Origin of the sequence: Streptomyces sp. NPDC057486 (genome assembly GCF_042802415.1) — a bacterium.
GTDB lineage: Bacteria > Actinomycetota > Actinomycetes > Streptomycetales > Streptomycetaceae > Streptomyces > Streptomyces yanii.
On the sequence record NZ_JBHVEE010000071.1, the window covers coordinates 18,674 to 41,375 of the forward strand.

19 protein-coding genes and 1 pseudogene are annotated in these 22,702 nt (G+C 71.5%); 2 read left to right on the top strand and 18 right to left on the bottom strand.

From position 1 onward, the window contains the following. Window position 1 precedes the first annotated feature (1 nt). Window positions 2–1,213, top strand: a complete 1,212-nt coding sequence (locus ACFU6I_RS28625) for a protein kinase (protein WP_384371872.1) — start codon at window positions 2–4, stop codon at window positions 1,211–1,213. A gap of 198 nt (window positions 1,214–1,411) precedes the next feature. Here the strand turns inward: ACFU6I_RS28625 and ACFU6I_RS28630 are convergent, their stop codons facing one another. The 18 genes and pseudogenes from ACFU6I_RS28630 to ACFU6I_RS28715 all read right to left on the bottom strand — a co-directional run bounded on the left by ACFU6I_RS28630 (window position 1,412) and on the right by ACFU6I_RS28715 (window position 21,629). Continuing rightward, window positions 1,412–1,663: a hypothetical protein gene (locus ACFU6I_RS28630; RefSeq protein WP_384371874.1), complete on the bottom strand. Its 252-nt coding sequence runs from the start codon at window positions 1,661–1,663 to the stop codon at window positions 1,412–1,414. A 232-nt stretch (window positions 1,664–1,895) separates the two neighbouring features. Continuing rightward, entirely contained in the window at window positions 1,896–2,927 is a 1,032-nt protein-coding gene (locus ACFU6I_RS28635) for a helix-turn-helix domain-containing protein (protein ID WP_384371876.1), read from the bottom strand. A gap of 130 nt (window positions 2,928–3,057) precedes the next feature. Beyond that, window positions 3,058–5,895 (bottom strand): AAA family ATPase, encoded by a 2,838-nt coding sequence (locus tag ACFU6I_RS28640; RefSeq protein WP_384371878.1) that lies wholly within the window; start codon window positions 5,893–5,895, stop codon window positions 3,058–3,060. Window positions 5,896–5,955: 60 nt separating this feature from the next. Further along, window positions 5,956–6,570 carry an FMN reductase gene (locus tag ACFU6I_RS28645; protein ID WP_384371880.1) on the bottom strand — a complete coding sequence of 205 codons (615 nt, stop codon included), beginning with the start codon at window positions 6,568–6,570 and terminating at the stop codon, window positions 5,956–5,958. After that, the gene (locus ACFU6I_RS28650) at window positions 6,567–7,652 is read right to left on the bottom strand and encodes an LLM class flavin-dependent oxidoreductase (RefSeq protein ID WP_384371882.1); all 1,086 of its coding nucleotides are present in this window, start codon (window positions 7,650–7,652) and stop codon (window positions 6,567–6,569) included. Before ACFU6I_RS28650 ends, ACFU6I_RS28645 begins: the two co-directional genes overlap by 4 nt. Window positions 7,653–7,757: 105 nt before the next feature. After that, on the bottom strand, window positions 7,758–8,594 hold the full coding sequence (locus ACFU6I_RS28655; protein ID WP_384371884.1) for an alpha/beta fold hydrolase: 837 nt from the start codon (window positions 8,592–8,594) through the stop codon (window positions 7,758–7,760). Between the two features lie 134 nt (window positions 8,595–8,728). Next, window positions 8,729–11,497 carry an ATP-binding protein gene (locus ACFU6I_RS28660; protein WP_384371886.1) on the bottom strand — a complete coding sequence of 923 codons (2,769 nt, stop codon included), beginning with the start codon at window positions 11,495–11,497 and terminating at the stop codon, window positions 8,729–8,731. Further along, window positions 11,494–12,381 carry a carbohydrate ABC transporter permease gene (locus tag ACFU6I_RS28665; protein ID WP_384371888.1) on the bottom strand — a complete coding sequence of 296 codons (888 nt, stop codon included), beginning with the start codon at window positions 12,379–12,381 and terminating at the stop codon, window positions 11,494–11,496. Before ACFU6I_RS28665 ends, ACFU6I_RS28660 begins: the two co-directional genes overlap by 4 nt. Beyond that, window positions 12,378–13,343 carry a carbohydrate ABC transporter permease gene (locus ACFU6I_RS28670; RefSeq protein WP_384371890.1) on the bottom strand — a complete coding sequence of 322 codons (966 nt, stop codon included), beginning with the start codon at window positions 13,341–13,343 and terminating at the stop codon, window positions 12,378–12,380. The genes ACFU6I_RS28665 and ACFU6I_RS28670 overlap by 4 nt, the downstream gene beginning before the upstream one ends. Further along, window positions 13,343–14,674, bottom strand: coding sequence for an ABC transporter substrate-binding protein (locus ACFU6I_RS28675; protein WP_384371892.1), 1,332 nt, complete (start codon window positions 14,672–14,674; stop codon window positions 13,343–13,345). Before ACFU6I_RS28675 ends, ACFU6I_RS28670 begins: the two co-directional genes overlap by 1 nt. Window positions 14,675–14,790: 116 nt before the next feature. After that, window positions 14,791–15,105: a GNAT family N-acetyltransferase gene (locus tag ACFU6I_RS28680; protein ID WP_384371894.1), complete on the bottom strand. Its 315-nt coding sequence runs from the start codon at window positions 15,103–15,105 to the stop codon at window positions 14,791–14,793. A 45-nt stretch (window positions 15,106–15,150) separates the two neighbouring features. After that, complete coding sequence (locus tag ACFU6I_RS28685; RefSeq protein WP_384371896.1) at window positions 15,151–15,879, bottom strand: GPR1/FUN34/YaaH family transporter; 729 nt, start codon at window positions 15,877–15,879, stop codon at window positions 15,151–15,153. Window positions 15,880–15,892: 13 nt separating this feature from the next. Next, window positions 15,893–17,779: an amidohydrolase gene (locus ACFU6I_RS28690; protein ID WP_384371898.1), complete on the bottom strand. Its 1,887-nt coding sequence runs from the start codon at window positions 17,777–17,779 to the stop codon at window positions 15,893–15,895. Beyond that, on the bottom strand, window positions 17,776–18,729 hold the full coding sequence (locus ACFU6I_RS28695) for an alpha/beta hydrolase (protein WP_384371900.1): 954 nt from the start codon (window positions 18,727–18,729) through the stop codon (window positions 17,776–17,778). The genes ACFU6I_RS28690 and ACFU6I_RS28695 overlap by 4 nt, the downstream gene beginning before the upstream one ends. Window positions 18,730–18,775: 46 nt before the next feature. Beyond that, on the bottom strand, window positions 18,776–19,630 hold the full coding sequence (locus ACFU6I_RS28700; protein WP_384371918.1) for an alpha/beta fold hydrolase: 855 nt from the start codon (window positions 19,628–19,630) through the stop codon (window positions 18,776–18,778). A 147-nt stretch (window positions 19,631–19,777) separates the two neighbouring features. Then, window positions 19,778–20,554, bottom strand: a pseudogene (locus ACFU6I_RS28705) (FAD-dependent oxidoreductase); the annotation flags it as partial. Further along, window positions 20,479–20,961: a DoxX family membrane protein gene (locus ACFU6I_RS28710; RefSeq protein ID WP_384371902.1), complete on the bottom strand. Its 483-nt coding sequence runs from the start codon at window positions 20,959–20,961 to the stop codon at window positions 20,479–20,481. The gene ACFU6I_RS28710 and the pseudogene ACFU6I_RS28705, both read right to left, overlap by 76 nt. A gap of 5 nt (window positions 20,962–20,966) precedes the next feature. Beyond that, window positions 20,967–21,629: a hydrolase gene (locus ACFU6I_RS28715; RefSeq protein ID WP_384371904.1), complete on the bottom strand. Its 663-nt coding sequence runs from the start codon at window positions 21,627–21,629 to the stop codon at window positions 20,967–20,969. Between the two features lie 843 nt (window positions 21,630–22,472). Here ACFU6I_RS28715 and ACFU6I_RS28720 point away from each other — a divergent pair. Beyond that, window positions 22,473–22,673: a hypothetical protein gene (locus tag ACFU6I_RS28720; protein WP_384371906.1), complete on the top strand. Its 201-nt coding sequence runs from the start codon at window positions 22,473–22,475 to the stop codon at window positions 22,671–22,673. Window positions 22,674–22,702 lie beyond the last annotated feature (29 nt).

The following is a 22,702-nucleotide window of genomic DNA, read 5'->3' on the forward strand; positions in this document are numbered from 1 at the left end:
GGTGCCGTGGTCCCTGGCGATGCTGGTCACCACCGGCCGCGCGGACGATGGCGCGGAGATCACCGAGGAGTACGTCTTCGAGGGCCCTGACACGTTCCTGCTCGGGCGTGGCCGGGAGTGCCGGATCCGCGTCGCGTCCGAGCAGCGCAAGGTCTCCCGTCGGCACTGCCGGGTGGAGGTCCGGCCGCCGGACGCGTATGTCCGCGACCTGGGCAGCCACAACGGCACCCGTGTCAACGGCGAACGGCTGGGCGGCGAGCGCCGGTTGGCAGACGGCGACGAACTGCGCCTCGGCGGCGTGACGGTGCGCGTCGTCCTCGGCGCCGGACCCCGCCCCGAACCCGTCCCCGGTCTGCGGACCGTGCGCGAGCTGGGCAGCGGCGGGCAGGGCGTGGTGCGGCTGGCCCGGCACACGGAGTCGGGCAGGCTCGTCGCCGTGAAGACGCTGATCCCGCAGTGCCGCGTCGACCCCGCCGCCCGCGACGCCTTCCGGCGCGAGATGGACTGCGTCAAGGCGCTACGGCACCCGCACATCGTCCGCTTCCACAGCAGCGCCGCTCCGGACGGCGCCCTCTGCCTGGTCTGCGAGTACTGCGCGGGAGGCAGCGTCGCCGACCTGGTGGTGCGGCGCGGCGGACGGCTCCCCGTCGACGAGGCCGTGCCGCTGGTGCTCCAGGCCCTCGACGGGCTCGCCCACGCCCACCAGGCGCCGATCCCGGTGCGGCTCGCCGACGGGGCGACGGCGATCGGGCGCGGGCTGGTGCACCGTGACATCAAGCCACAGAACCTGCTGCTCACCGGGCCCGCCCGGCGGCGGGTGCTGAAGGTCGGCGACTTCGGGCTCGCCAAGGCCTTCGACCTGGCGGGCCTGTCCGGGCGTACCCACACCGGCGCAGTCGGCGGCAGCGTCGCCTTCATGCCGCGCCGCCAGCTCATCGACTACAAGTACGCGCGGCCGGACGTCGACCTGTGGGCCGTCACGGCCTGTCTGTACTGGATGCTGACGGGCAGCACACCACGCGACTTCCCGCCCGGCGCGGACCCGGTCGCCGTGGTGCTGCGCGAGCCACCCGTACCGGTGCGGGACCGACTGCCGTCACTACCCCGACGGCTCGCCGAGGCGATCGACACGACCCTCGACGAAAGCACCACACCGAAACCCTCCTCAGCATCCGCCCTCTCCCAGACGCTCCGCGAGACACGCGCCTGCTAAGGGCTGTCCCGTAATCCCTGGCGGGCGCACGACGACAGCTACGGCACCTCGCTGCGTTGTCGGAACGCCCGAATACACCCAGTATGAGGACGGTCCTCCGCCTTGCGATGCACCGCATCTGACGCCGCGCGCTGATCCACCAGGGATTACGGGACAGCCCTTAGGCCACCATTCACGCGGTGGATCGAGGCTGAATGATCAGGAGGTGCAGCCGGCCAGTTCCAGACGGCGGTTCGCCACCCAGTCACGGGCGGCACGGATGGCGTCGGGCACGCCTTGCTGTCTCAGACGCATCATCGCCGGCTCCCCGCGCTCGGCCCCCGCCTCGATCCCTCGCCGGCATCGATCCTGCCACCACACGACGGTGTCCACGACTGTGCCGGGGTCGAACCGGCCGTAGGTGGCGCAGACGAGACGGATCTGCCGGGCGGCATCGGCTACGTCCGTCACGGCCGGGCCCAGATCCAGGTACTGCCAGCACCGTGCACGAGGACGACGGTGGGGTTGGTCCTGCGAGTTCTCTTCTCGGTGTCGGGCCACGTGTGGGGCGTCGTCACGGCGGTCAGGACGCGGCCCGGAATTCGGCAAGAGGTCCGTGCAACTGTTACTCACGGCAGAGCCGTGGAAGTGGCACCTCTTGTACATGCGCGCATCCGCGCTGTCATCACAGCGCACACGCGTCTCAGCGCCTTCGCTCATCCTGCGTGCCGGCAGTCGTCGTCGCGAAGGCCGAGGTCGCCAGCGCCTGCCATTCGCTGGGGCTCATGCCGTAGGCCCCGCGGAACGTGCGGCTGAAGTGCGAGGGGCTGCTGAAGCCCCAGCGGTGTGCCACCGCGGCCATGGTGATTCTCCGGTTGGAGCGGCCCAGCTCGAGCCGGCAGAACTCGAGCCTGCGCTGCCGCACCCATTGGCTCACCGTGCTGCCGTCGTTCTGGAAGAGCTTCTGCAGGTACCGGACGGAGATGTGGTGGGCGCGTGCGATCGACTCCGGTGAGAGGTCCGGGTCCATCAGATGTTCTTCGATGTGGGCGTGGATACGGGACAGCATCTCGTTGACGGCCCCGGACGCGTCGTCGGCCTCGTCCGTCGTGTCCGCTTCGAGGAGCTCCATGACCAGGACGGAGAGAAGATGTACGGCCGTCCGGGCACGCCGGTCCCCGATCGTGGACCGGCGGAACTCCGCCTTGGCGGCGAGCGCGGTCAGGAAGTCGGACGCCAGCGCCCCGATCCCCTCCCCGCCGCGTACGGGTACGCCAAGCACCTGGTTCAGTTCCGACTCCGTGACGCCCAGATAGCAGCGGGGCACCCGGAAGAAGATCATCTGGCAGTCTTCGCCGAACTGCAGCAGGTGCCGTCGGGCCGGGTCACAGAAGACCAGGTCGTTCGGCTCCAACAGGGTCCTGGCACGCTCGTGGACGACGGTGACGGGCCCACGGACATGGACGCCGAGGTAGACGTGGTTCCGGTCGTTCGTGTCCGGCATCTCGGAAAGAATCTGGACCAGCCAACCCGAGTGGGAGGAGGGCGAGGCCGGATCGGGCGCTTGCCGTCGCGCCCGTTCGGGCGCATGTGACATCAGTGGGAGGGTCATGGGGATTCCAAGCCGTGGATTCGCGCAGGCGGCGACGGACCGGCCGAGCCGCTCCGCGAGCTCGTCGACGAGTGCCTGGAGCTCGGGGCTGCCGGGGCGGGCTCGCCAGAGCCTTACGGTCATGCGCTGTTCGGTCAACTGTTCCCCGCGGACTTCTGCATTCCGCGGTTCTTGATCAGTCTGAGGCAACGACGACGCCCGCACATCGCATGAATCGTCCATTGCCACGACGCCCACGTGGGATACGAAGCAACTACTCTCCGCTGTCACGATGCTTCACCAGCCGGGTCAGCTCGGCGCGCGAGGTGACGTCCAGCTTGGTGAAGGCCCGGCGCAGGTGCGAGCTCACCGTGTGCGGTGAGAGGGAGAGGTGCTCGGCCACCTGCTGGTTGGTCAGCCCTCGGGCCACGGGCCGTACCACCCGTAGCTCCGCGGCCGTCAGCTCGGGCCATGCATCGGAGAGTCCGGACGTCGAGGGCCGGCGGCGGACGGCGGCGGCCCGCAGGCGCCGACGGACGCGTGCGACGTCCCGTTCGGCGCCCGCTCGCGCGTAGAGCGCGAGGGCCGTCTCGAAGAACGGCACCGCCTCGGACTTACGGGTGGCCGCGAGCTTGCGTCCGGCGTCCTCCAGCGCCGACGCCCGGGCCAGCACCCGAGGGCAGTCCTCGTACAGCCGGACGGCGCGCACGAGGGAGGCGAGGTCGTTGTCGAGGAGCCCCCGGGCGTGCGCGGCGGTGGCGGCGAGGAACGTGAGCTCGGGGTTGAGGACGGCTCGCTTCTCGGCCAGGGCGACCGCCTGCGCGGCCCGTTCGTGCCTGCCTGCGCGCAGCGCCATACGGACGAGCACCGGGGCGTCGGCGGGGTCGATCAAGCCGGCGTAGGCGGGCCGGTCCGCGGCGGGTGACGTCATCACCTCGTCGAGTTCGGCCATGGCACGGTCGGGCCGGCCTTCGAAGTCGGCCATCAGCGCCAGCATCCAGGTGCCGAAGTGCCGGACGACGGGTGCACCGTCGCTCCGCATGCGCCTCGCCTCCGCCGCGTACGCTTCTGCGGTCTGCCGGTCACCGGTGTGGAGGGCGACGCGCAGCATCACGTACCGGAGCGTGACGTCGGCGAGGTTGCCCGGGCCGGGATCGTCGGCCGCCGGGGACGCGGCTTCGGCGTCGGCGCGGGCGTCCGACAGCCGTCCGGTTTCCAGAAGGATGCGGGTGCGGGTCATGAGCCATATGCGGGTGGCGGCCGTCCGGCCCTGCTCCCTGGTGATACGGATGCCCTCCTCCGCGACGGCGAGCGCCTCCGCGGTGCGTCCGGTGGTGTTCGACAGGAGAGCGTGCCACAAGGCCTCCGGCACCCACAGCGAGGTGCTGACGCCCAGTGCGTCGGCCAGCGCGGCGGACCGCTCGGCCTGCCGGAACGCCTCGGCCAGGTCCATGCGGTGGAAACTGACCGCCGAGCGGACCGTCGTCAGCGTGGCCTCGGCGGTGCGGTCCCCCGCCGCCGCCGCGGTCTCCCACGCCTCCGCGGCGACCTCCTCGGCCGCCGCGTGTTCGCCCGACATCGACAGGCCGACGGCGAGCATGGCGAGCAGCCGCCCCCTCACGGTCACGGAGATCCCGGGCAGTTCCGCCCCGGCGCGGGCCTGCCGGACGGCCTCGGAGAAGTCGAACTGTACGGCGAGGCGTGCCAGGGCGAGGCGCATGAGCGCCTCGCCCTCGGGTCCGAGACCGCCGGCCGCCAGGGCGGAGGCCCCCAGCTCACGCGCCTGGGCGGCCCGGCCCGTCTGCCAGAGCAGCGGGATCGCCTCGGCGATGATCCGCGGCCGCTCCGGAGCGTCCGCCGCGGTGAGCTCCAGGGCCTTGAGGCTGCGCTCCGCGGCGGGTCCGGGAGCGGTGGCCGCGAGTTCCGCCGCTTCGGTGCGCAGCCGGTCGGCCTCCGCGGCGTCTCCCGGTGCCGTCCTCTCGACCTGCGCCGCATCAGCCGGTGCTCTCCCCGGCGGCAGTCCGCCGGTCTGCCGGCGAAGGGCCTGGCGCAGGGACAGAGGGAGGCCGGCTTCGACCGCCTCGCGGATCAGATCCTGACGAAAGGCGAGGCGATCGCCGCTCTCGGCGAGCAGATCGGCGTCGAGGGATTCCTGGACCGCCGTGATGAGTGCCGCGGAGGACCTGCCGAGCAGTTCGGCGAGTTGCGCGACGGTGACCGGGCCGCCCATGGCAGCCGCCGTCCGCACCAACTCCCGGGCCTCGTCCGACAGCTGGTCGAGGCGGCGCACGACGGAGGGAAGTACCCGTGGGGCCGGGGGTCCGGCGGACAGCCTGGCCATGCCGTTCGCGATCGTCACCGCGGCGTCCTCCCGCAGCGAGCCGATCAGCTCGACCAGCAGTTGCGGCACCCCCTCGGCGCGGCGGGCGACGCGGAGGACGTCCGGGTCGGGAGGGGCGCCCAGGACGTCCTCGGTGATCTGCGCGGTCGCCCGGTCCCCCAGCGCGCCAAGGGCCAGCTCGTGTGCACCTGCCTGCCGGATCCTGTCCAGGGTGGTGCGCACTCCCGACGGCACGCTGCCGCTGCGCACGGCGACCAGCCACAGGATGGCGTGCGACGAGAGTCCGGCCGCGAGGGTGTGGAAGGTGAGGAGGGTCAGGTCGTCGCACCACTGAAGGTCGTCGAGGACGACGAGCAGGGGTCCCTTTCGAACCGTCTCCCGCAGGCGGTCCCCCAGCTCCTGGAGCAACCAGAACCGCTGGCCGGGTGTCGTGGCGAGGTCCCGGACACGGACGGCGCCCGACAGCGGCCCCTTGCCGGCGAGCACGCCGTCGAGGAGCGGGCCGAGCGGCACGAATTGTTCGTCCGGGTCCGCCGCTCCCTCGAGCACCCTCGTCCCGCGCCGTCTCGCGGCTGCCGCGGCCTCCGCGAGGACCCTGGACCTGCCGATGCCGGCGGGGCCTTCGACGCGGATGATCCCGCCTTCGCCCCGGTCGAGCGTGTCGAGCCGCGCCTTGATGAACGCCAGTTCGGCGTCCCTGCCGCGGAGGGGCGTCCGTACACCGTCGAATTCCTCGGGCACGGTCCTTGTCGTCATACTGTTCACGCTCATACGGCGGAACAGTATGAACCATATGAACCACCCTGCCGTCGCCCGGCCCACGGGCCCGTCTCAGTCGAAGCGCAGGTCGGCGAGTTGCCGTTCGAGGACGGTGACGTCGTCCTCGGGCCCTTCGCCGACCGGGCGCGCCGCCATGAGCGTGGCGAGCTCGACGCCCGCGCGGCGGACGCGGCCGGGCAGGCCGTCGGTGTACTCGTCTCCCCCCGAGCCCCAGTCCTCGGAGGCCGCGAACACGGCGGTGGGGACGACGACGGCGCGGAGATAGGCAAAGAGCGGGCGCACGGCGTGCTCCAGGACCAGGGAGTGGCGGGCGGTGCCACCCGTCGCCGCGATCAGGACCGGCTTCCCGGTGAGTGCGTCCGGGTCGATCACGTCGAAGAAGGACTTGAAGAGACCGCTGTAGGAGGCCGCGAACACGGGGGTCACGACGATCAGGCCGTCGGCCGTCGTCACCGCGTCGATCGCGGCGCTCAGTCGCGGCGGTGGAAATCCGGTCACGAGATGGTTGGCGATGTCGCCGGCCAGTTCGCGCAGCTCCACGACCTCGGTCGACGGCGCCTGCCCCCGGGCGGCGAGTTCGTCGCGGGCCGATTCGGCCAGCCGGTCCGCGAGCAGGCGGGTGGAGGAGGGGGTGCTCAGCCCCGCGGAGACGACGATCAGCTTCATGCGGCGGACACCTCCCGGACGGCGCGGAGCGACGCGTGCGTGGGGGCCTCCGGCACGTCGGCCGGACGTCCCTTCGCGAATTCCCTCCGCAGCACGGGCACGACCTCTTCGCCGAGGATGTCGAGCTGTTCGAGGACGGTCTTCAGGGGCAGGCCCGCGTGGTCCATCAGGAACAGCTGGCGCTGGTAGTCGCCGACGGTCTCCCGGAACGACAGGGTCCGCTCGATGACCTGCTGGGGAGAGCCCACCGTCAGCGGGGTCTGCTCGGTGAAGTCCTCGAGCGACGGGCCGTGGCCGTACACCGGCGCGTTGTCGAAGTAGGGACGGAACTCCCGTACGGCGTCCTGGGAGTTCTTGCGCATGAAGACCTGTCCGCCCAGGCCGACGATCGCGTCCTCCGGCCGGCCGTGGCCGTGGTGCGCGAACCGGCGCCGGTAGAGCTGCACCATGCGCCTGGTGTGGTCGGCCGGCCAGAAGATGTTGTTGTGGAAGAAGCCGTCGCCGTAGAAGGCGGCCTGATCCGCGATCTCGGGGGACCTGATGGATCCGTGCCAGACGAAGGGCGGGACGCCGTCCAGGGGACGCGGTGTCGAGGTGAAGGCCTGGAGCGGCGTACGGAACGTGCCCTCCCAGTCCACGACGTCCTCGCGCCACAGCCGGCGCAGCAGGGCGTAGTTCTCCTTGGCGAGGTTGATGCCCTGGCGGATGTCCTGTCCGAACCACGGGTAGACGGGACCGGTGTTGCCGCGGCCCATCATCAGGTCGACCCTGCCGTCGGCCAGGTGCTGGAGCATCGCGTAGTCCTCGGCGATCTTCACCGGGTCGTTCGTGGTGATCAGCGTCGTGGACGTGGACAGGATCAGTTTCTCGGTGCGGGCGGCGATGTAGCCGAGCATGGTGGTCGGCGACGACGGGACGAACGGCGGGTTGTGGTGCTCGCCGGTCGCGAAGACGTCCAGGCCGACTTCCTCGGCCTTGAGCGCGATGGCGACCATCGCCTTGATGCGCTCGCGTTCGGTCGGAGTGCGACCGTTGGTGGGGTCGGGGGTCACGTCCCCGACGGTGAAGATGCCGAACTGCATGGGGTGTCTGCTCTCCTGAGCTCGTCCGGTTCCCGCGCCGGGGAACCCGGGGGCCGGGGTGACGCCGGGGGCTCCGGCCTCACTCGGCGGGTCAACGGTGGGGCGTCACTTCGCCAGGAAGGCGAGGAGGGCGGTGTTGACCTCCTCGGCGTGGGTCCACAGCAGACCGTGCGGGGCGCCCTCGATCTCGACGTAGTCGGCCGACGGGAGCGCCTTGTGGAAGGGGCGCGCGGTGCCCTCGGCCGGCAGGATGCGGTCGGCGGTGCCGTGCAGGATCAGGGCCGGCACGTCGACGGCGGGGATGTCGGCGCGGAAGTCGGTGTACCAGGTCGCCGGCGCGGCGGACGCGGCGAGGGAGCCGCCGCCGGCTGCGGTGTTCCAGCTGTTGCGGACGGCCTCCTCGCTGATGCGGGTACCCAGGTTCTCGTCGAGGTTGTAGAAGTCGTTGAAGAAGGCCGTGTAGTAGGCGTAGCGGTCGGCCTTGACGGCGGCGACGACGCCGTCGAAGAACTCCTTCGGGGCGACGCCGTCCGGGTTGTCGTCGCTCTTGAGCAGGCAGGGCTCGAGCGAGGCCAGGAAGGCGACCTTGGCGACGCGGCCGGAGCCGTACGTGGAGATGTAGCGGGCGACCTCGCCGGTGCCCATGGAGAAGCCGACCAGGACGGCGTCGTTCAGGTCGAGGGTCTCCATCACGGTGTTCAGGTCGGCGGCGAAGGTGTCGTAGTCGTAGCCGGTGGTCGGCTGGGAGGACTGCCCGAATCCGCGGCGGTCGTACGTGATCACGCGGTAGCCGGCGTCGAGCAGCGCGGCGCTCTGGCGCTCCCAGGAGTGGCCGTCGAGCGGGAAGCCGTGGATGAGGACGACGGGCTGCCCGGCCCCGTGGTCCTCGAAGTACAACTCGACGGGGTTGGTGTTCTCCTGGGCCACGGTGATGTACGGCATGGGGATGCTTCCTCGATTCGGGTCGACCGGTCCGCGCGTCGAAGCGGCGCGGTATGCCCGTCACGCTAGGACCGGTCCTGCACCTCCTGTTGTCGTACCGCGCACAGCACCTTGCCCGGGGGCGCAGAGGTCACTCAGCCGCCGGTGGCTGTTCCGGCATCGCCCTCCGCAAGGACGATCCGGGCCAGGTGGACCCTCGAGCGCACCGAGAGCTTGCGGAAGATCGACGCCAGATGGGTGTTGACCGTGTGCGGGGAGACGACGAGGGCCTCCGCGGCAGACCGGTTGGTGTGACCCGCGGCGACCAGCCGGGCCACCTTGCGTTCCGAGGCCGTGAGCGCGTCCCAGCCCTGGCCGGAACGCGGCCGGAGGCCTCTCGTGCGCCGGCCGGGGCGGCTTGTGGCCCGTTCCAGATCGGCCCGGACCCGGTCGGCCTCGGCGTCGGCCCCGGCCTGGGCGTAGATGTCGTGCGCCCTGGTCAGGGCGGGTGTCGCGGCGGCGTCGCCCGAGGTCAGCAGCGCGCGCCCGAGGTCGGCGGACGCGGCGGCGAGGGGCAGCGGCCGGGGGCCGGTGAGGAGGATGCGGACCGCGCGCTCCAGGAGTCCGTGGTCGCCGTTCACCAGGGCGGACGCGTGGGCGGCCGTCCCCTGTGCGGTCGGCACGGTGGGGTTGCGGGCGGCGTGTTCGGCGGCCTGGGCCGCGAGGTCCTCGGCCAGGTTCCGGTCCCCGCCGCGCAGGGCGATGTGTACGGCCTGGACGACATGCGGGCGCAGGAGCCGCCACCGGAGGAAGGGGTGGTCCCGCTGGACGGACCGGACCAGTTCGGCCGCTGCCGCGTGGTCGCCGTCGGCGTCGGCGACGACGGCCTCGAAGTACTGGTGCGTGGCGTGGTTGCCCGTGTTCGGCCGGTCGGCCACGGCCGCCCTCACGACGTCCAGGTGTTCCCGCGCGGCTTCGCGGTCGCCGCGCAGCATCGCCAGCAGGCCGCGGTTGACACGGATGTTGACCAGGTTGCCGGGCACGTGGAGGTCCGCTTCAAGACGCTCGGCGGTGACGAGGTCGGCGTCCGCGTCGTCGAGCCGGCCAAGCGCCATGTTCAGGGTTCCCTGGGCCCAGATCAGCATGGCGGGGCGCAGGGGATCGTCGCCCGCCGTCCGGAGCAGTCGCCGTACGGTGTCGAAGTCGTCCATGTGGATCCGGGCGACGGCCTCCTCGGGCAGGAAGGCCGTGTCGAACACGCTCAGCGCCGTGTGGTGTTCGACGGCGACGGCGCAGTCGCCCGCGTTGAGGGCGATCTCGCCGAGGCCCCACAGCGCGAGGACGTGGGCCTCCCGGTCACCGGCCCGCTCCGCCTCGGCGAGCGCCCGTTCGCCGGCCTCGCGCGCGGCCGCGAGGTCGCGGCCGCGGGAGCGGGCCAGGGCCTGCCGGGCGGTCAGCCGGGCGCGGATCGCCGGGTCGGTGACGGCTGCCAGCGCCGCCGTCGAGCGGCGGGTCAGCTCGTGGACGTCGTCGAGGTGCCACAGTGTGTCGCCGAGTACGTACTGCAGACGGGCGAAGACGTCCAGGGGCGGCTGCCGGGAGAGCAGCGCGTCGCCGGTATCCCGTGCCTGGGTGTACCGGCCCGCGCGGGTCAGCGCGACGATGGCCCGTTCTCCCACGTCGAACACCATGGGCGCATGGGGCGGTACGAGTTCCAGGGCACGTACGGCCAGGTCGGCGGCGAGGTCGGGCATCACGGCGATCACGTCCGTGGCGGCCGTGCCGAGCAGCCCGATCGCCTCCTGGTCGCCGGGTTCGGCGCTCTTCAGCAGATGCGGGACCGCGTCGACGGAGCTCCGGCCCGCCGCGACGAGCCGGCTCCCGGCCTCCCGGTGCAGCGCTCGGCGTACGGAGGGGGCGAGGTCCGCGTACACCGCCTGGCGGAGCAGGTCGTGGCGGAACAGGAGGCGTTCGCCGTCGTCGTGGAGGAGGGCGGCGGCGATCGCCTCGTCCACTTCGGCGCTGAGTCCGGAGGCGGGCCGGCCGCACAGGGCGGCGGCGTCCGCGAGCGAGAACGCGCGGCCGAGGACCGAGCCGATCCGCAGGAAGTGGAGGGTGTCCGGCCGGAGGTCGGCCAGTCGGCCACGTACGCCGAGGACCAGCCGCTCGGGCGGTTCCGGCCCGTCCGCGCCCGACGCCGCGATGCCCGAGAGCATCTCGGCCGCGAGGAAGGGGTTGCCGCCCGCCCCGTCGAGGAGCTCCTCGACCTGCGCCGGCACGTCCCCGCCGAGGACGTCGCGTGCCAGCTCGGCCAGGGCCGTCTCGGACAGCGGCCGCAGAGGGAGGGTCGTCGTCCGCGGCGCCTGCCCGTACAGTTCCGGATCGTCCCTGCCCGTGAGCAGCCAGAGGACCGGGGAGCTGAGCAGCCGTGCCGGCATGACACTCAGGGCGAACCGGCTCAGCGGGTCGGCCCATTGGACGTCGTCGACCGCGATCAGTACGGGCGTGCCCGCCGAGCGTTCCTCGATCAGCTGGGCCAGCCGTTCGACGAGCCAGATGCGCTGGGCGTGGTGGTCCGCGAGGTCCGCGAAGTCCGTGCTGGACAGCAGCGGCGGGTCACCGTGCAGGAGGCCCGAGGCCAGTGAGGCGAGCGGTGCCAACTCGTGCAGTTCCTCGGCGCGTCCATGGCTGACGACGAATCCGTGGGCCCGTGCGATCGAGACGGTCTCCTGCAGCAGTACGGTCTTCCCGATCCCGGGCTCGCCCAGGAGCAGCGCGATCGCTCCTCCCTCACCGTCGCGCACCGCCTCGACCAGGGCGCGCAGCCGCTCCAGCTCGGCTTCGCGGCCCCGCAGCCCGGGCCGGCTCAGCCCCGCGCTCCCGGGCGCCGCCACAACTTCTCCCTCAGTCCGGTCGGGGCTCATCCCTTGACCGATCCGGCGAGCAGTCCCCGTGCGAAGTGCCGCCGGAGGGAGAAGAAGACGAGCAGCGGGACGAACGCCACCACGAAGGCTCCTGCGGTGAGCCGCTGCCACTCGTTGCCGTACGTCCCGGCCAGGCTCGCCAGTCTGACCGTCATCGGCGCGGTCTCGGCCGTTCCGCCCGACAGTGTCAGTGCCACGAGGAGGTCGTTCCACACCCAGATGAACTGGATGATGGCGAAGGTGACCAGGGCCGGGCGGGCCAGGGGCAGCACGATCCGGAGCAGCAGCGTCCCGTGCGACGCGCCGTCGACGCGGGCGGCCTCGATCAGGTCCCGGGGCAGCCCTGCCAGGAAGTTGTGCAGGAGGAACACCGCGAACGGCAGCGCGAAGACCGTGTGGGCGAACCAGAGCTGGCCGAACCGCGCGGGACCGGTGAGGTGCCACGCGGGCAGGAACAGCCAGCCCTGGGAGAAGAGCTTCAGGAGAGGGACGAGCGCCATCTGGAGCGGCACGACCTGGAGCGCGAAGATGCCGACGACGAGCGCGTCGCGCCCCCTGAAGTCGATCCAGGCCAGGGCGTACGCCGCGAAGAAGGCCAGGACGAGCGGGAACAGCACCGAGGGAAGGGTGATGACGACGGAGTTGACGAAGTACTCCGCGAGCCGCCCCGGCCCGTTCCCGCCGCCGGACAGCACCTCGCCGTAGTTGTCGAGCGTGAGGTGCGGCGTACCGAGCACGGTCCACCAGCCCGTCGTCTTGATCTCCTCCTCGGGGCGGAACGAGGAGAGCAGGAGACCGAGGGTCGGTGTCGTCCAGAGGACCGCGATCACCACGGCGATCGACGTGAAGGCGCGGGAGGCCAGACGCTCCCGGACGCCGTTCACCCTGTCCTCCTTTGCGCCCGGACCTGGTGGGCGACGAAGGGGGTGACGAGGACGAAGAGGAGCACCGTGAGCGCCGCGCCACGGCCCGTCTCGCCGTAGCGGAAGGCCTGGTCGTACATCTCGTGGGCGATGACGCCCGTGTCGAACTGTCCGCCGGTCATGGTCTTGACGATGTCGAAGGCCTTGAAGGTGCCGATCGCCTGGGCGAGGACCACGACGAGCAGCGTGGGTCTGATCGACGGCATGGTGATCCGCCAGAAGATCTGCCGGGGGGACGCACCGTCGAGTAGGGCCGCCTCGGTCAGCTCACCGGGAACGGCCCTGATCGCGCCGGCCAGCAGGACGGCCGCGAAGCCCGCCTGCGTCCACACCATGGCCACGATGAGGAACAGGACGTTCCAGGGAGAGTCCACGAGCCATTGCCGCGGTTCGCCGCCGAACGCGACGACGAGCTGGTTCAGCAGCCCGATCTGCCCGGCCGCCTCGGGGCGGTAGGCGTAGACGAACTTCCAGACGACACCCGCGCCGACGAAGGAGATCGCCATCGGCATCAGGACGAGGGACAGCGCGAACGCTCTGAACCGCGACCGTACGACGGCCGCCGCGTAGAGCAGACCGACCGTGGTGGCCGTCAGCGGCACGAGCACCACCCACGCCAGGGTGTTGCGCAGCGCCACCAGTGCCCGGGGGTCGGTGACCATCCACACGTAGTTGTCGAAGCCGGCCCACGCGTCGCCCCCGCTGTCGGTGAACGACAGCACCAGGGTGCGCAGACCGGGCAGGAGAAGACCGACCGTGAGCAGCAGCAGCGCGGGGGCCAGCAGGATCAGGGCCGCGGCCCTCCTCCGTACCGGCCCCCGGTGCAGCGCCAGCAGGATCAGGGAGACCAGCGCCGCGAAGGCGGCGACGCCCTGGAGCAGGTACAGCAGCTTGGGCTGCTGGGCGACGACGTCGAACGACATCAGTGGCTCGGCCAGGACCGTTCGATGGAGTCGGCGACCTGACGGGTGCTCGCGCCGCCGATCCAGTCGACGGCTCCCTTCCAGAACGTCCCTGCGCCGACCGACGCCGGCATCAGGTCCGAACCGTCGAACCTGAACTGTGTCCTGGGATCCTGGAGCAGCTGGATCGAGAGCCTGTCGACCGGGGTCGCGGCGTTCGCCGGATCCACGCCCCTGTTCGCCGAGACGAACGGGCCCTTCTTCATACGCGCGTTCGCGAAGTCCGCGGAGGCCAGATACTCCTGGAACGCCCGCACTTCGGGACGGTCGGCGAACGCCGCGGTGAACACCCCACCGCCCAGTACGGGGCGGCTGGCCGGGTCGGCCCCCGGCAGGAGGAAGGCGAAGACGTCCTTGTCCGGTCCGATCTCGGTGCCCTCCGGCCACAGATCGGCATAGAACGAGGCCTGGCGGTGCATCGCACAGTCGCCGGAGAGAATCGGTGTGCCGGCCTCCTGGAAGGAGATCGACGCCATCGACCGGGCCGGACCGAAACCGCCGTTGGCGAACCGGTCGTTCTTGAGGATGGACCCCACGGTGTCCATGGCCTTGATCACACGCGGATCATTGAACGGGATCTCGTGGGCGACCCACTGGTCGTAGACGTCCGCGCCCTGCTGGCGCAGCAGGACGTCCTCGATCCAGTCCGTCACGGGCCAGCCGGTCGCCTCGGCGGACTCGATGCCCGCGCACCACGGCTTGACGCCCGACGCCGCGACCTTCTCCGGCACGGCCATCAGCTCGGACCACGTGCGGGGGACGCTCAGTCCCCTGTCGCGGAAGAACTTCGGGGAGTACCAGACGAACGACTTCACGTTCGCGACCAGCGGCGTGCCGTAGAGGGTGCCGTTCACGGTCGCGTAGCTGTTCCAGTCCGCCGACCAGCCCTGCTTCGCGAGGGCCGCGACCCCGGCGCTCACGGGCTTGAGCTTCCCTGCCCGCGCGAAGCGTTCCAGGAGTCCGGGCTGCGGGAAGAACGCCACGTCAGGCGCACTCCCGCCGTCGACCCGGAGCTGGATCTGGGCCTCGAACTCCCCGTCCCCCTCGTACTGGACGTCGATTCCCGTGCAGTCCGCGAAGTCCGCCCAGGTCTCTTCGAACAGGTCGGCCTCCCGGTCCCGGTTCTCCGCGTAGACGGTGACCTTGGTGCCGGGGTGCTTGCCGTACCGGGCGTACAGTCCGCAGTCCGCGGTGGTGTGCGACCGCGAACCGCTGCCCTGCGGGGTGCCGCAAGCGGTGGCTGTGACGGCGAGGGTGATGACGGCGAGAGCGAGCCTCGCGCCGAACCTCATGGGTGTGTCTCCTCCGATCGCCCGCCGAAGGGTTCTCCGGGGCGATCAGAAGCTACCAGCGCTCGAACATTATCGACTAATCGTTCGATCCTGAACGATTGGGTCTGCGCGGTGCTTCACAGGCCGAAGCGGGCGCGCCGCGCCTCGGGCACCAGGTCGGCGTACTCGGGGTGTTTGCCGATCCAGCCCCGGATGAAGGGGCAGTACGGCAGGACGCGCAGCCTGCGGGTCCGGGCGTCGTCGAGAGCCCCGCGGGCGAGCAGCCCGCCCAGGCCCCGGCCGGCGAAACGGCTGTCGATCTCGGTGTGGATGAAGGCGATCTCGCCCTCCGAGAGGTGGTACTCGGCGAAGCCCGCGGTCTCGGTGCCGTCGTCGCCGGCGAGGATCTCGTACCGGGACTTCTCGGGCCGGTCCGTCACCTGCGGTTCCATGGGTGCTCCTGTGCGGTCGTGGTGTGACGGGGTGGGTGGGTGCGGTCAGAGCGTGCGGCGCACGCCCGCCTGACGTTCCAGATTGCGGAGCTGGACGGCCAGGTCGCCTTCCACGGCGAGGTGGGCGGGGCCGCTGCGGCCGATGGGCAGGACCTGCTCGCTGCGCATGTCCTCGAGCATCAGGGCGAACGCCGTGTACATCGCGACGAGCGCCACCACGAGGCCGAGCGCACCGGACGTGCGGGTCAGCCATTCGGCGCCGGTGATGCCCGCGAGGCCGGTGGCCGCCCAGCGGGGCAGGGAGACCGCGATCACGAGCCACAGCGCCCGCTTGGGCCGGGTCACGGCGGCCATCAGCGCCCCGAAGCACAGGAGCGCCAGGTTGAAGACGCCGAGGACCTTCAGGCCGTCGGCCGCGCCGCTGATCATGATGAGCGAGTACGGCAGCCAGCTGCCGGCGAACACCGCCATCAGGGTCGCCGCGATCACGTCACGGGCGCCGAAGGCCAGGAAACTGACCAGGAGCTGGAGCACGAAGGCCGGCAGCACCGTGAAGGCGACGGCGGTGCGGGCCTCCTCGCCGAAGATCCCTAGCTGGAGGCAGCCCGTCATCACGGACGCGATGGCGATCGTGAAGAAGCCGAGCGGCATGGGTGAGGCGATGGGGCGCAGGTTGATCCGTGTCATCGACCGGAGGTCCGGTTCGAAGCGGCGTCCCGGCAGGGCGGCCAGGTCTTCGTCGCCGCCGTCGGTGGCGGGGGAGGCTGTACTCATCGTGTGGTCTCTTTCAGTGTTCGAAGCAGGGGTCGACGAAGGACGGTGTCGTCTCGGGAACGGATCCGCGCGCGACGCGCCACCGGCGGTGCTGCTCGGACTCGGCGACGGCCTCGGCCACGGCCGACGCCTGGAGGGCGCCGCTCTGGTAGCCGCCGAAGCGGGCGACGGGGCTCCACTCGGGGGTCACCGGCGGGATGGCCTCGTCGAGTCCCTCGTACTCGGCGGTCGCGTAGACGATGCGTCCGCCGACGACGGTGAGGACGGACTCGATGTCGGGAATGACGTCCTCGGGCACGGTGAGGAAGTCGTCGGACAAGATCGCGAGGTCGCCGTAGCAGCCCTCTCGCAGGCTTCCCTTGACGTCCTGCTCGCCGGTGAGCTGTGCTCCGCCCCGGGTGTAGAGGCCGAGGGCAGTCTCCCGGTCGATCAGGTTCCCGACCGGGTAGAGGGCCGTGCCGCCGACGGTCCGGCCGGTCACCAGCCAGTGGAGGGCGACCCACGGGTTGTAAGAGGAGACGCGGGTGGCGTCGGTTCCGGCCGCGACGGTCAGGCCCTGGTCGAGCATGGCCCGGACCGGAGGGGTGTGGGCGGCGGCCTCGGCGCCGTAGCGGTCGAGGAACGCGGCGCCCTGGAAGGACATCCGGTTCTGTACGGAGACGGCGCCGCCGAGGGCTGCGATCCGGTCGAGGCTCTGGGTGGAGACGGTCTCCGCGTGGTCGAAGAGCCAGCGGTTGCCGCCGGGGAAGAGCCCTTCGGCCGCGAGCTTCTCGAAGACGGCCAGGTCGCGGCGGATCGTCTCGTCGTAGGTCGCATGGAGCCGGAAGCCCCAGCCGTTCTCGAGGAGGAGCCGTACGGCGCTCTCGAATTCAGTCTCGTAACCCGCGGCGAGTTCGGGCCGGGGTTCGGAGAAGTTCTCGAAGTCGGCGGCGGCCCAAGTCAGGTTCTCTCCCGCGCCGTTCAGCCGGAGCCACTCGTCCCCGTCCCCGGGCTTCACCATTTCGGTCCAGCGCTTCAGGTCGGCGAGCTCCTGCCCGGCCGTCTGCGGGAACAGGTGGTAGGCGATCCGGAGGGTCAGCTCCCCTGACCTGGCCAGGTCGACGACCGTGGCGTAGTTGTCGGGGAAGTTCTGGAACCCGCCGGCGGCGTCGACCGCCGAGGTGAGTCCGAAGCGGTTGAGCTCGCGCAGGAAGTGCCGGGTCGATGTCCGCTTGTCGGCCTCGTCGAGGGCCGGTGCTTTGGCCAGGGTCGAGTACAGGATGAGGGCACCCGGAGCGGCAAGGAGGACGCCGTTGGGTTCGCCGTCCCGGCCGCGGACGATCTGCCCGCCGCGCGGGTCGGGGGTCTCCCGGGTGAATCCGGCGGCCTTGACGGCGGCACGGTTCATCAGCGCCGACTGGTAGAGGTGCAGGACGAACACCGGGGTGTCGGGGGCAGCGGCGTTCAGTTCCGCGACGGTCGGCATCCTGCGCTCGACGAACTGTTCGGCGGTCCAGCCGCCCACGACGCGGATCCACTGCCCCTTGGGGGTGCGACCGGCCTGCTCGCGCAGCATCGCGAGGGCGTGTCGGAGGCTGCGTACGCCGTCCCAGCGCAGCTCCAGGACGTAGTTCAGGCCGCCCCGGATGACGTGCAGGTGCGAGTCGTTGAGACCGGGGATCACCCGGCGGCCGAGAGCGTCGACAACCTTCGTTCCCGGCCCGACGAGGTGGGCGAGGTCGTGGTCGTCGCCGAGGGCCGCGACCCGGCCGTCGCGGATCGCGACGGCGCGGGCCTCGGGGCGGTCGGAGTCACCCGTAAACACCTTGGCGTTGCGGACGAGGAGATCGGCGTGCTCGTGCTCCCGGCGCGGGGCGGGAACGAGGCCCGCCACCGGCATGCTCGTCGACGGCCCGGTCATGCGAGGGCCTTGCGAAGAGTGTCGGTGGCAAGACCGATGGCGAGTTCCGCAGCCTGCGTCTCGCGCAGCGCGTTCAGCATCACGAAGTCGTGGATGACCCCCTGCACCCGCAGGGCGGTGACGGGGACGCCGGCGGCGCGGAGCTTCGCCGCGTACGCCTCGCCCTCGTCACGCAGGACGTCGGCCTCGGCAGTGATGACCAAGGCGGGCGGCAGGCCGGTGAGCTGCTCGGTGCCGGCGCGCAGCGGGGAGGCGGTGATCTGGGCGCGCTCGGCCTCTTCTGTCGTGTACTGGTCCCAGAACCACTTCATGGCATCGCGGCGCAGGAAGTAGCCCTCGCCGAACCGGTGGTACGAGTCGGTGTCGAAGCTCGCGTCCGTGACCGGGTAGAAGAGGACCTGCTGGACGAGCGTGACGTCGCCGCGCTGCTTGGCCATCAGGGTGAGGGCGGCGGTCATGTTGCCGCCGACGGAGTCGCCCGCGACGGCGATCCGCGTGCCGTCGAGGTCCTTGTGGTGGCCCTCGCGGGCGACCCACTGGGCGACGCTGTAGTTCTGCTCGATCGCGACGGGATAGCGCGCCTCGGGCGAGAGGTCGTACTCGGGGAAGACCACGGCCGCCCCCGTACCGACGGCGAGTTCACGGACGAGCCGGTCGTGGGTGTGGGCATTGCCGAAGACCCAGCCGGCACCGTGGATGTAGAGGATGACGGGGAGCGGGCCGGTGGCGCCGCGCGGGCGGACGATCCGGGCGCGGACGTCGCCGGTCGGACCGCCGTGGACGGTGATCCACTCCTCGTCGACGTCGAGCAGGGGAACACCCTCGCCGTTCTGGACGTCGTCCACGGCCTTGCGGCCTTCGGCGACGGGGATCTGGTAAAGGTACGGCGGCTGGGCGGTGGCGTCGGCGAACGCCTGGGCGGCGGGTTCGAGGATCGGCCGGTTCTTCATGAGGGGTTCTCCTTCTGGGGATGTACGGGAGGCGGCAGGTCGGGGGTCAGCGGGTCGCCCGCGCGGCGTCGAGGATCACGTCGGTGACCACGGCCGGACGGGAGACGGCCACGGCGTGCGACGCGTCCACTTCGGTGATGTGCGAGCCGGCGCGCCGGGCCATCCACCGTTCGGCGGCCGGCGGGATGTTCTTGTCGGCGGTGGCGATCAGCGCCCAGGACGGGATCGTCTTCCAGGCCGCTTCCCCGGCCTTCTCCTCCAACGCGGCGGTGGCGACCGGGCGCTGGGTCGCGGCCATGACGGCCGCGTCGGCGGTGGAGACGTCGGCGGCGAACTGCCGGTGGAACTTGGCCCGTTCGATGACGAGTTCGGTGCCGGTGCCACCGCCGGGCAGCGGGTACGGCCACGGGTTCACGGTGTCGCCGAGGGTGGAGCCGGGGAACTTGGCGGCGAGCTCGGCGGCGCTCTCGCCCTTGTCCGGGGTGAACGCGGCGATGTAGACGAGAGCCTTCACACGGCTGTCGCCCGCCGCGGCGCCACTGATGACGGCGCCGCCGTAGGAGTGGCCGACCAGGACGACGGGTCCGTCGACGGCGGCCAGCACGCTGCGCAGGTAGGCGGTGTCCGCGGTGAGACCGCGCAGCGGGTTGGCGGGGGCCAGGACGGGGTAGCCGGCGCGCTGCAGCCGCCTGATCGTGCCGCTCCAGCTGGAGGCGTCGGCGAACGCTCCGTGGACCAGGACGACCGTGGGCTTGGGACCGTGCCGATCGGTGCCGGCGGCGGCCGGGCCGCTCGCGGGTCGGGCGGGTGCGGCGGGTGCGGCGGGTGCGGCGCCCATCAGGGAGGCCAGCGTGGCCGGCAGGGCGAGGGCGAGGGCGAGGGTGCGCCTCGTGGGATGCATGGGGGTTTCCTTGTCGGGTGGCGAAGCGTTCGGGTGTGCTCGGTCGGGCGGGCGGGTGCGCCCGGTAGGACGGGGGTGCGCCGGTCGGACGGGAGGGACCTCGCCTCGGAGGCCGTACGCCTCCAGGAGCCGTAGCCAGACCTCGCTCACCGTCGGGAAGGCCGGCACGGCGTGCCACAGGCGCTCCGTGGGGACCTCGCCCACGATGGCCGTGTGGACGAGTTCGGTCGCCATCGGGCCGGTGAGCGTGCAGCCGACGACGACTCCTCGGGTCTCGTCGACGACGAGCTTGGCGAGGCCGCGGTAGTCGTCCGCGTGGAGCGCGGCGCCGGCGACGTCGTCGATGCGGTACTCCACCGTGCGTACCGCGAGACCCGCTTCGCGTGCCGCGCGTTCCGTGAGACCGACGCTCGCGACCTCGGGACGGGTGAAGACGGCCTGCGGGACGGCGACGTGGTCGGCTTCCGCGCTCCACGGCTGCCGGCCGCCGGTGATGACCGGACGCCCCGCGGCTCGCTCGGCGATCGCCGCCGCGCAGGCGCGGGCCTGGTACTTGGCCATGTGGGTCAGCGGCGCGCGGTGGTTCACGTCGCCGACGGCGTAGAGCCATTCGCCCTCGACCGCGGTGACCCGACAGGTGTCGTCGACCGGGAGCCAGTCGCCGGCCGGTAGTCCGGCGGAGTGCAGGCCGAGGTCCGCGGTGCGCGGGCGCCGGCCGACGGCGGCCAGGACCTCGTCGCAGACGAGGGTGGCGCCGTCGTCGGTGTCCACGGTCACCGTGCGGGTGTCGTCGTCGCGGACGACCCGGACGGCCGACATCCCGAAGCGGATCGTGACGCCCAGATCGCTCAGCCCCGGTGCAGGATGAGCCGGGTGAGGAGTCCGCTGCCGAGACCGGCCACGAGGGCGAGGGCGGCCCACCACAGCGGGTAGGGCGTGAGGCTGAGGGCCGCGTCGAGGGACCAGGCGCCGGGGCCGGTGGCAGCGAGGGCGGCGGCGGTGCCGATGAGGACGAGCGGGTACTCGTATCCGTCGTTCTGCACCCAGAGCCCGTGGCGCCACTTCACGGTGAGCGCGACCGTCATGACCCCGATGGCCCCGGTCGCGGCGAGCGGGGTCAGGAGGCCGGCGGCGAGCAGCAGGCCCGATCCGATCTGACCACCGCCCGCCGCCAGGGCGGTGAGGGCACCGCCGCGGAAGCCGTCGGAGCGGAACTCCTCGGTACCGCCCTCGAGTCCCTTGCCGCCCAGGTGCGAGCTGACCTTCTGCACACCGTGGCCGGCGACGAGCAGTCCCACCAGCAGACGCAGGATCAGAATGCCGGTGTCCACAGGGCTCAGCCGGCCGCGTGCGCGCCGATGACGCTCTGCGCGTACACGACACCCAGGCCGTACGCACCCGCGTGGGCCTTGACGATCTCCATGACCGCGCCGTACGTCTCCTGGCGCGCCCAGTCGCGCTGCAGCTCCAGGAGGACCTGGACCCAGGTCACGGGCACCGCGCCGGCGGCGATCATCCGCTGCAGCGCGTGCTCGTGGGCGGCCGGGCTGACGCCACCGGAGGCGTCGGTCACGACGTACACCTCGTACCCCTGCTCCAGCGCCGAGAGCGCGGGCAGCACCAGGCAGACCTCGGTCCACAGACCCGACAGGATGATCTTCTTGCGCCCGGTCGCCTTGACCGCCGCGACGAGCGCCTCGTCCTCCCAGGCGTTCATCGTGGTGCGGTCGATGGCCTCGTTCTTGGGGAACACCTCGGCCAGCTGGGGCAGCAGGGGCCCGGAGAACGAATCGGCGGCGACCGTGGTCAGGACGGTCGGCACGTCGAACGCCTGAGCCGCCTTGGCGAGACCCACGGTGCTGTTGATGATCGCGGCACGATCGCCGCTCCCGGTGCCGAAGAACATCTGCGGCTGGTGGTCCACGAAGAGCATGACTGCGTTGTCGGGAGTGAGCAGGTCCTTGCTCGGAGCGGCCTGCACCTTGTTGATGTCGAACATGAGGGGTCCCTTCGAAGCGATCGGTAACGTGCCCGCCGCATCGGCGGCTCGGCACTTCTTCAAGCTACGAGCGACCGGGCCGACCGCGTTGACCTCCTGCGCCCAGGAGTTGGCACGACAGCGCACAACCGGTCAAGGATGGGAGCCGTGCAATGTCACCGGCGCGAACCGGGCAAGGTCGCGACGTCGGCACCCCGAGGTGATCGCGCAGAGAACAGCTGCTGGCTGCTCGCTCAGAGGCGTGTCCCCCGCCGTGCCTCCGCAACCGGTCCTCGGTCAACTCGACTGTCCGTGCCTGCGGATTCCGCGACCGTTCGCCGTGGGGCACCTGGCTCACCACACCCGCCTGTACCAACGCGGAAGCTCAGCCGAGCGACTTCACACATCTTGGCTCCCGCCCTGTTGCTCAACGGCGAAGCCGAAGCGAACCAGGCAGGCAGGACAAAAGAGGCCATCAGCTCAGCAGCGGGCGCTGCCCGGCCCTGATGGCGGCCGCCGGCTGACAAGGCGCGCTGTCTGAAAGGCGCTGGTCGGCCTGGAGACTTGGGCAGGGTTGCGGGTCTTCGGCACGGGGCCGGACGAGCCCTTCGCGGTGGCCGGTGGGGCGCCGGCCGCCGTCGGTGTCCCCGGCGGGCAGGGCCCGGGCCGTCACGCGGCCTGGGTGGTCCAGGGTCACCACTGCGGGGCGGCCTCTTCGCCGACGGGCCCGGCGGGACGCACCCGCGCAAGGCCCAGGCCGCGCCTCAGCCTCCTTCCACCCGAGCGCAGGTGACTCCAGCCGCCGAGCGAAAGCCAAGCCGTCCCCCCACAGCACCGCGTGACGTTCACGGAGCTGTTGCTTACGTGAGCGCCGTACGCACGCGAGTCGATGCCATGCCTCCGCGGCAGACCCGAACCGAAGCCGAAGCATGGATCAGCTGGGCAGCAACCACCGTCGAGCGCCTCGACCCCCTGGCCACGCCACCCCGACTGCCCGACATCCCCGAACCACGAGCCGACGACGTCAGGCCCTTCCTCGGGCACTGGAGCCCCTACGGCCCCTGACGCGACACCCGCCTGACACCCCAGCGAAT

Excerpts from the sequence above, each read along its gene's own strand:
- ACFU6I_RS28695 (WP_384371900.1), bottom strand. The coding sequence starts at position 18,729 with ATGAAGAACCGGCCGATCCTCGAACCCGCCGCCCAGGCGTTCGCCGAC.
- ACFU6I_RS28715 (WP_384371904.1), bottom strand. The coding sequence starts at position 21,629 with ATGTTCGACATCAACAAGGTGCAGGCCGCTCCGAGCAAGGACCTGCTC.
- ACFU6I_RS28680 (WP_384371894.1), bottom strand. The coding sequence starts at position 15,105 with ATGGAACCGCAGGTGACGGACCGGCCCGAGAAGTCCCGGTACGAGATC.
- ACFU6I_RS28685 (WP_384371896.1), bottom strand. The coding sequence starts at position 15,879 with ATGAGTACAGCCTCCCCCGCCACCGACGGCGGCGACGAAGACCTGGCC.
- ACFU6I_RS28645 (WP_384371880.1), bottom strand. The coding sequence starts at position 6,570 with ATGAAGCTGATCGTCGTCTCCGCGGGGCTGAGCACCCCCTCCTCCACC.
- ACFU6I_RS28640 (WP_384371878.1), bottom strand. The coding sequence starts at position 5,895 with ATGAGCGTGAACAGTATGACGACAAGGACCGTGCCCGAGGAATTCGAC.
- ACFU6I_RS28655 (WP_384371884.1), bottom strand. The coding sequence starts at position 8,594 with ATGCCGTACATCACCGTGGCCCAGGAGAACACCAACCCCGTCGAGTTG.
- ACFU6I_RS28660 (WP_384371886.1), bottom strand. The coding sequence starts at position 11,497 with ATGAGCCCCGACCGGACTGAGGGAGAAGTTGTGGCGGCGCCCGGGAGC.
- ACFU6I_RS28635 (WP_384371876.1), bottom strand. The coding sequence starts at position 2,927 with ATGACCGTAAGGCTCTGGCGAGCCCGCCCCGGCAGCCCCGAGCTCCAG.
- ACFU6I_RS28650 (WP_384371882.1), bottom strand. The coding sequence starts at position 7,652 with ATGCAGTTCGGCATCTTCACCGTCGGGGACGTGACCCCCGACCCCACC.
- ACFU6I_RS28670 (WP_384371890.1), bottom strand. The coding sequence starts at position 13,343 with ATGTCGTTCGACGTCGTCGCCCAGCAGCCCAAGCTGCTGTACCTGCTC.
- ACFU6I_RS28690 (WP_384371898.1), bottom strand. The coding sequence starts at position 17,779 with ATGACCGGGCCGTCGACGAGCATGCCGGTGGCGGGCCTCGTTCCCGCC.
- ACFU6I_RS28700 (WP_384371918.1), bottom strand. The coding sequence starts at position 19,630 with ATGCATCCCACGAGGCGCACCCTCGCCCTCGCCCTCGCCCTGCCGGCC.
- ACFU6I_RS28675 (WP_384371892.1), bottom strand. The coding sequence starts at position 14,674 with ATGAGGTTCGGCGCGAGGCTCGCTCTCGCCGTCATCACCCTCGCCGTC.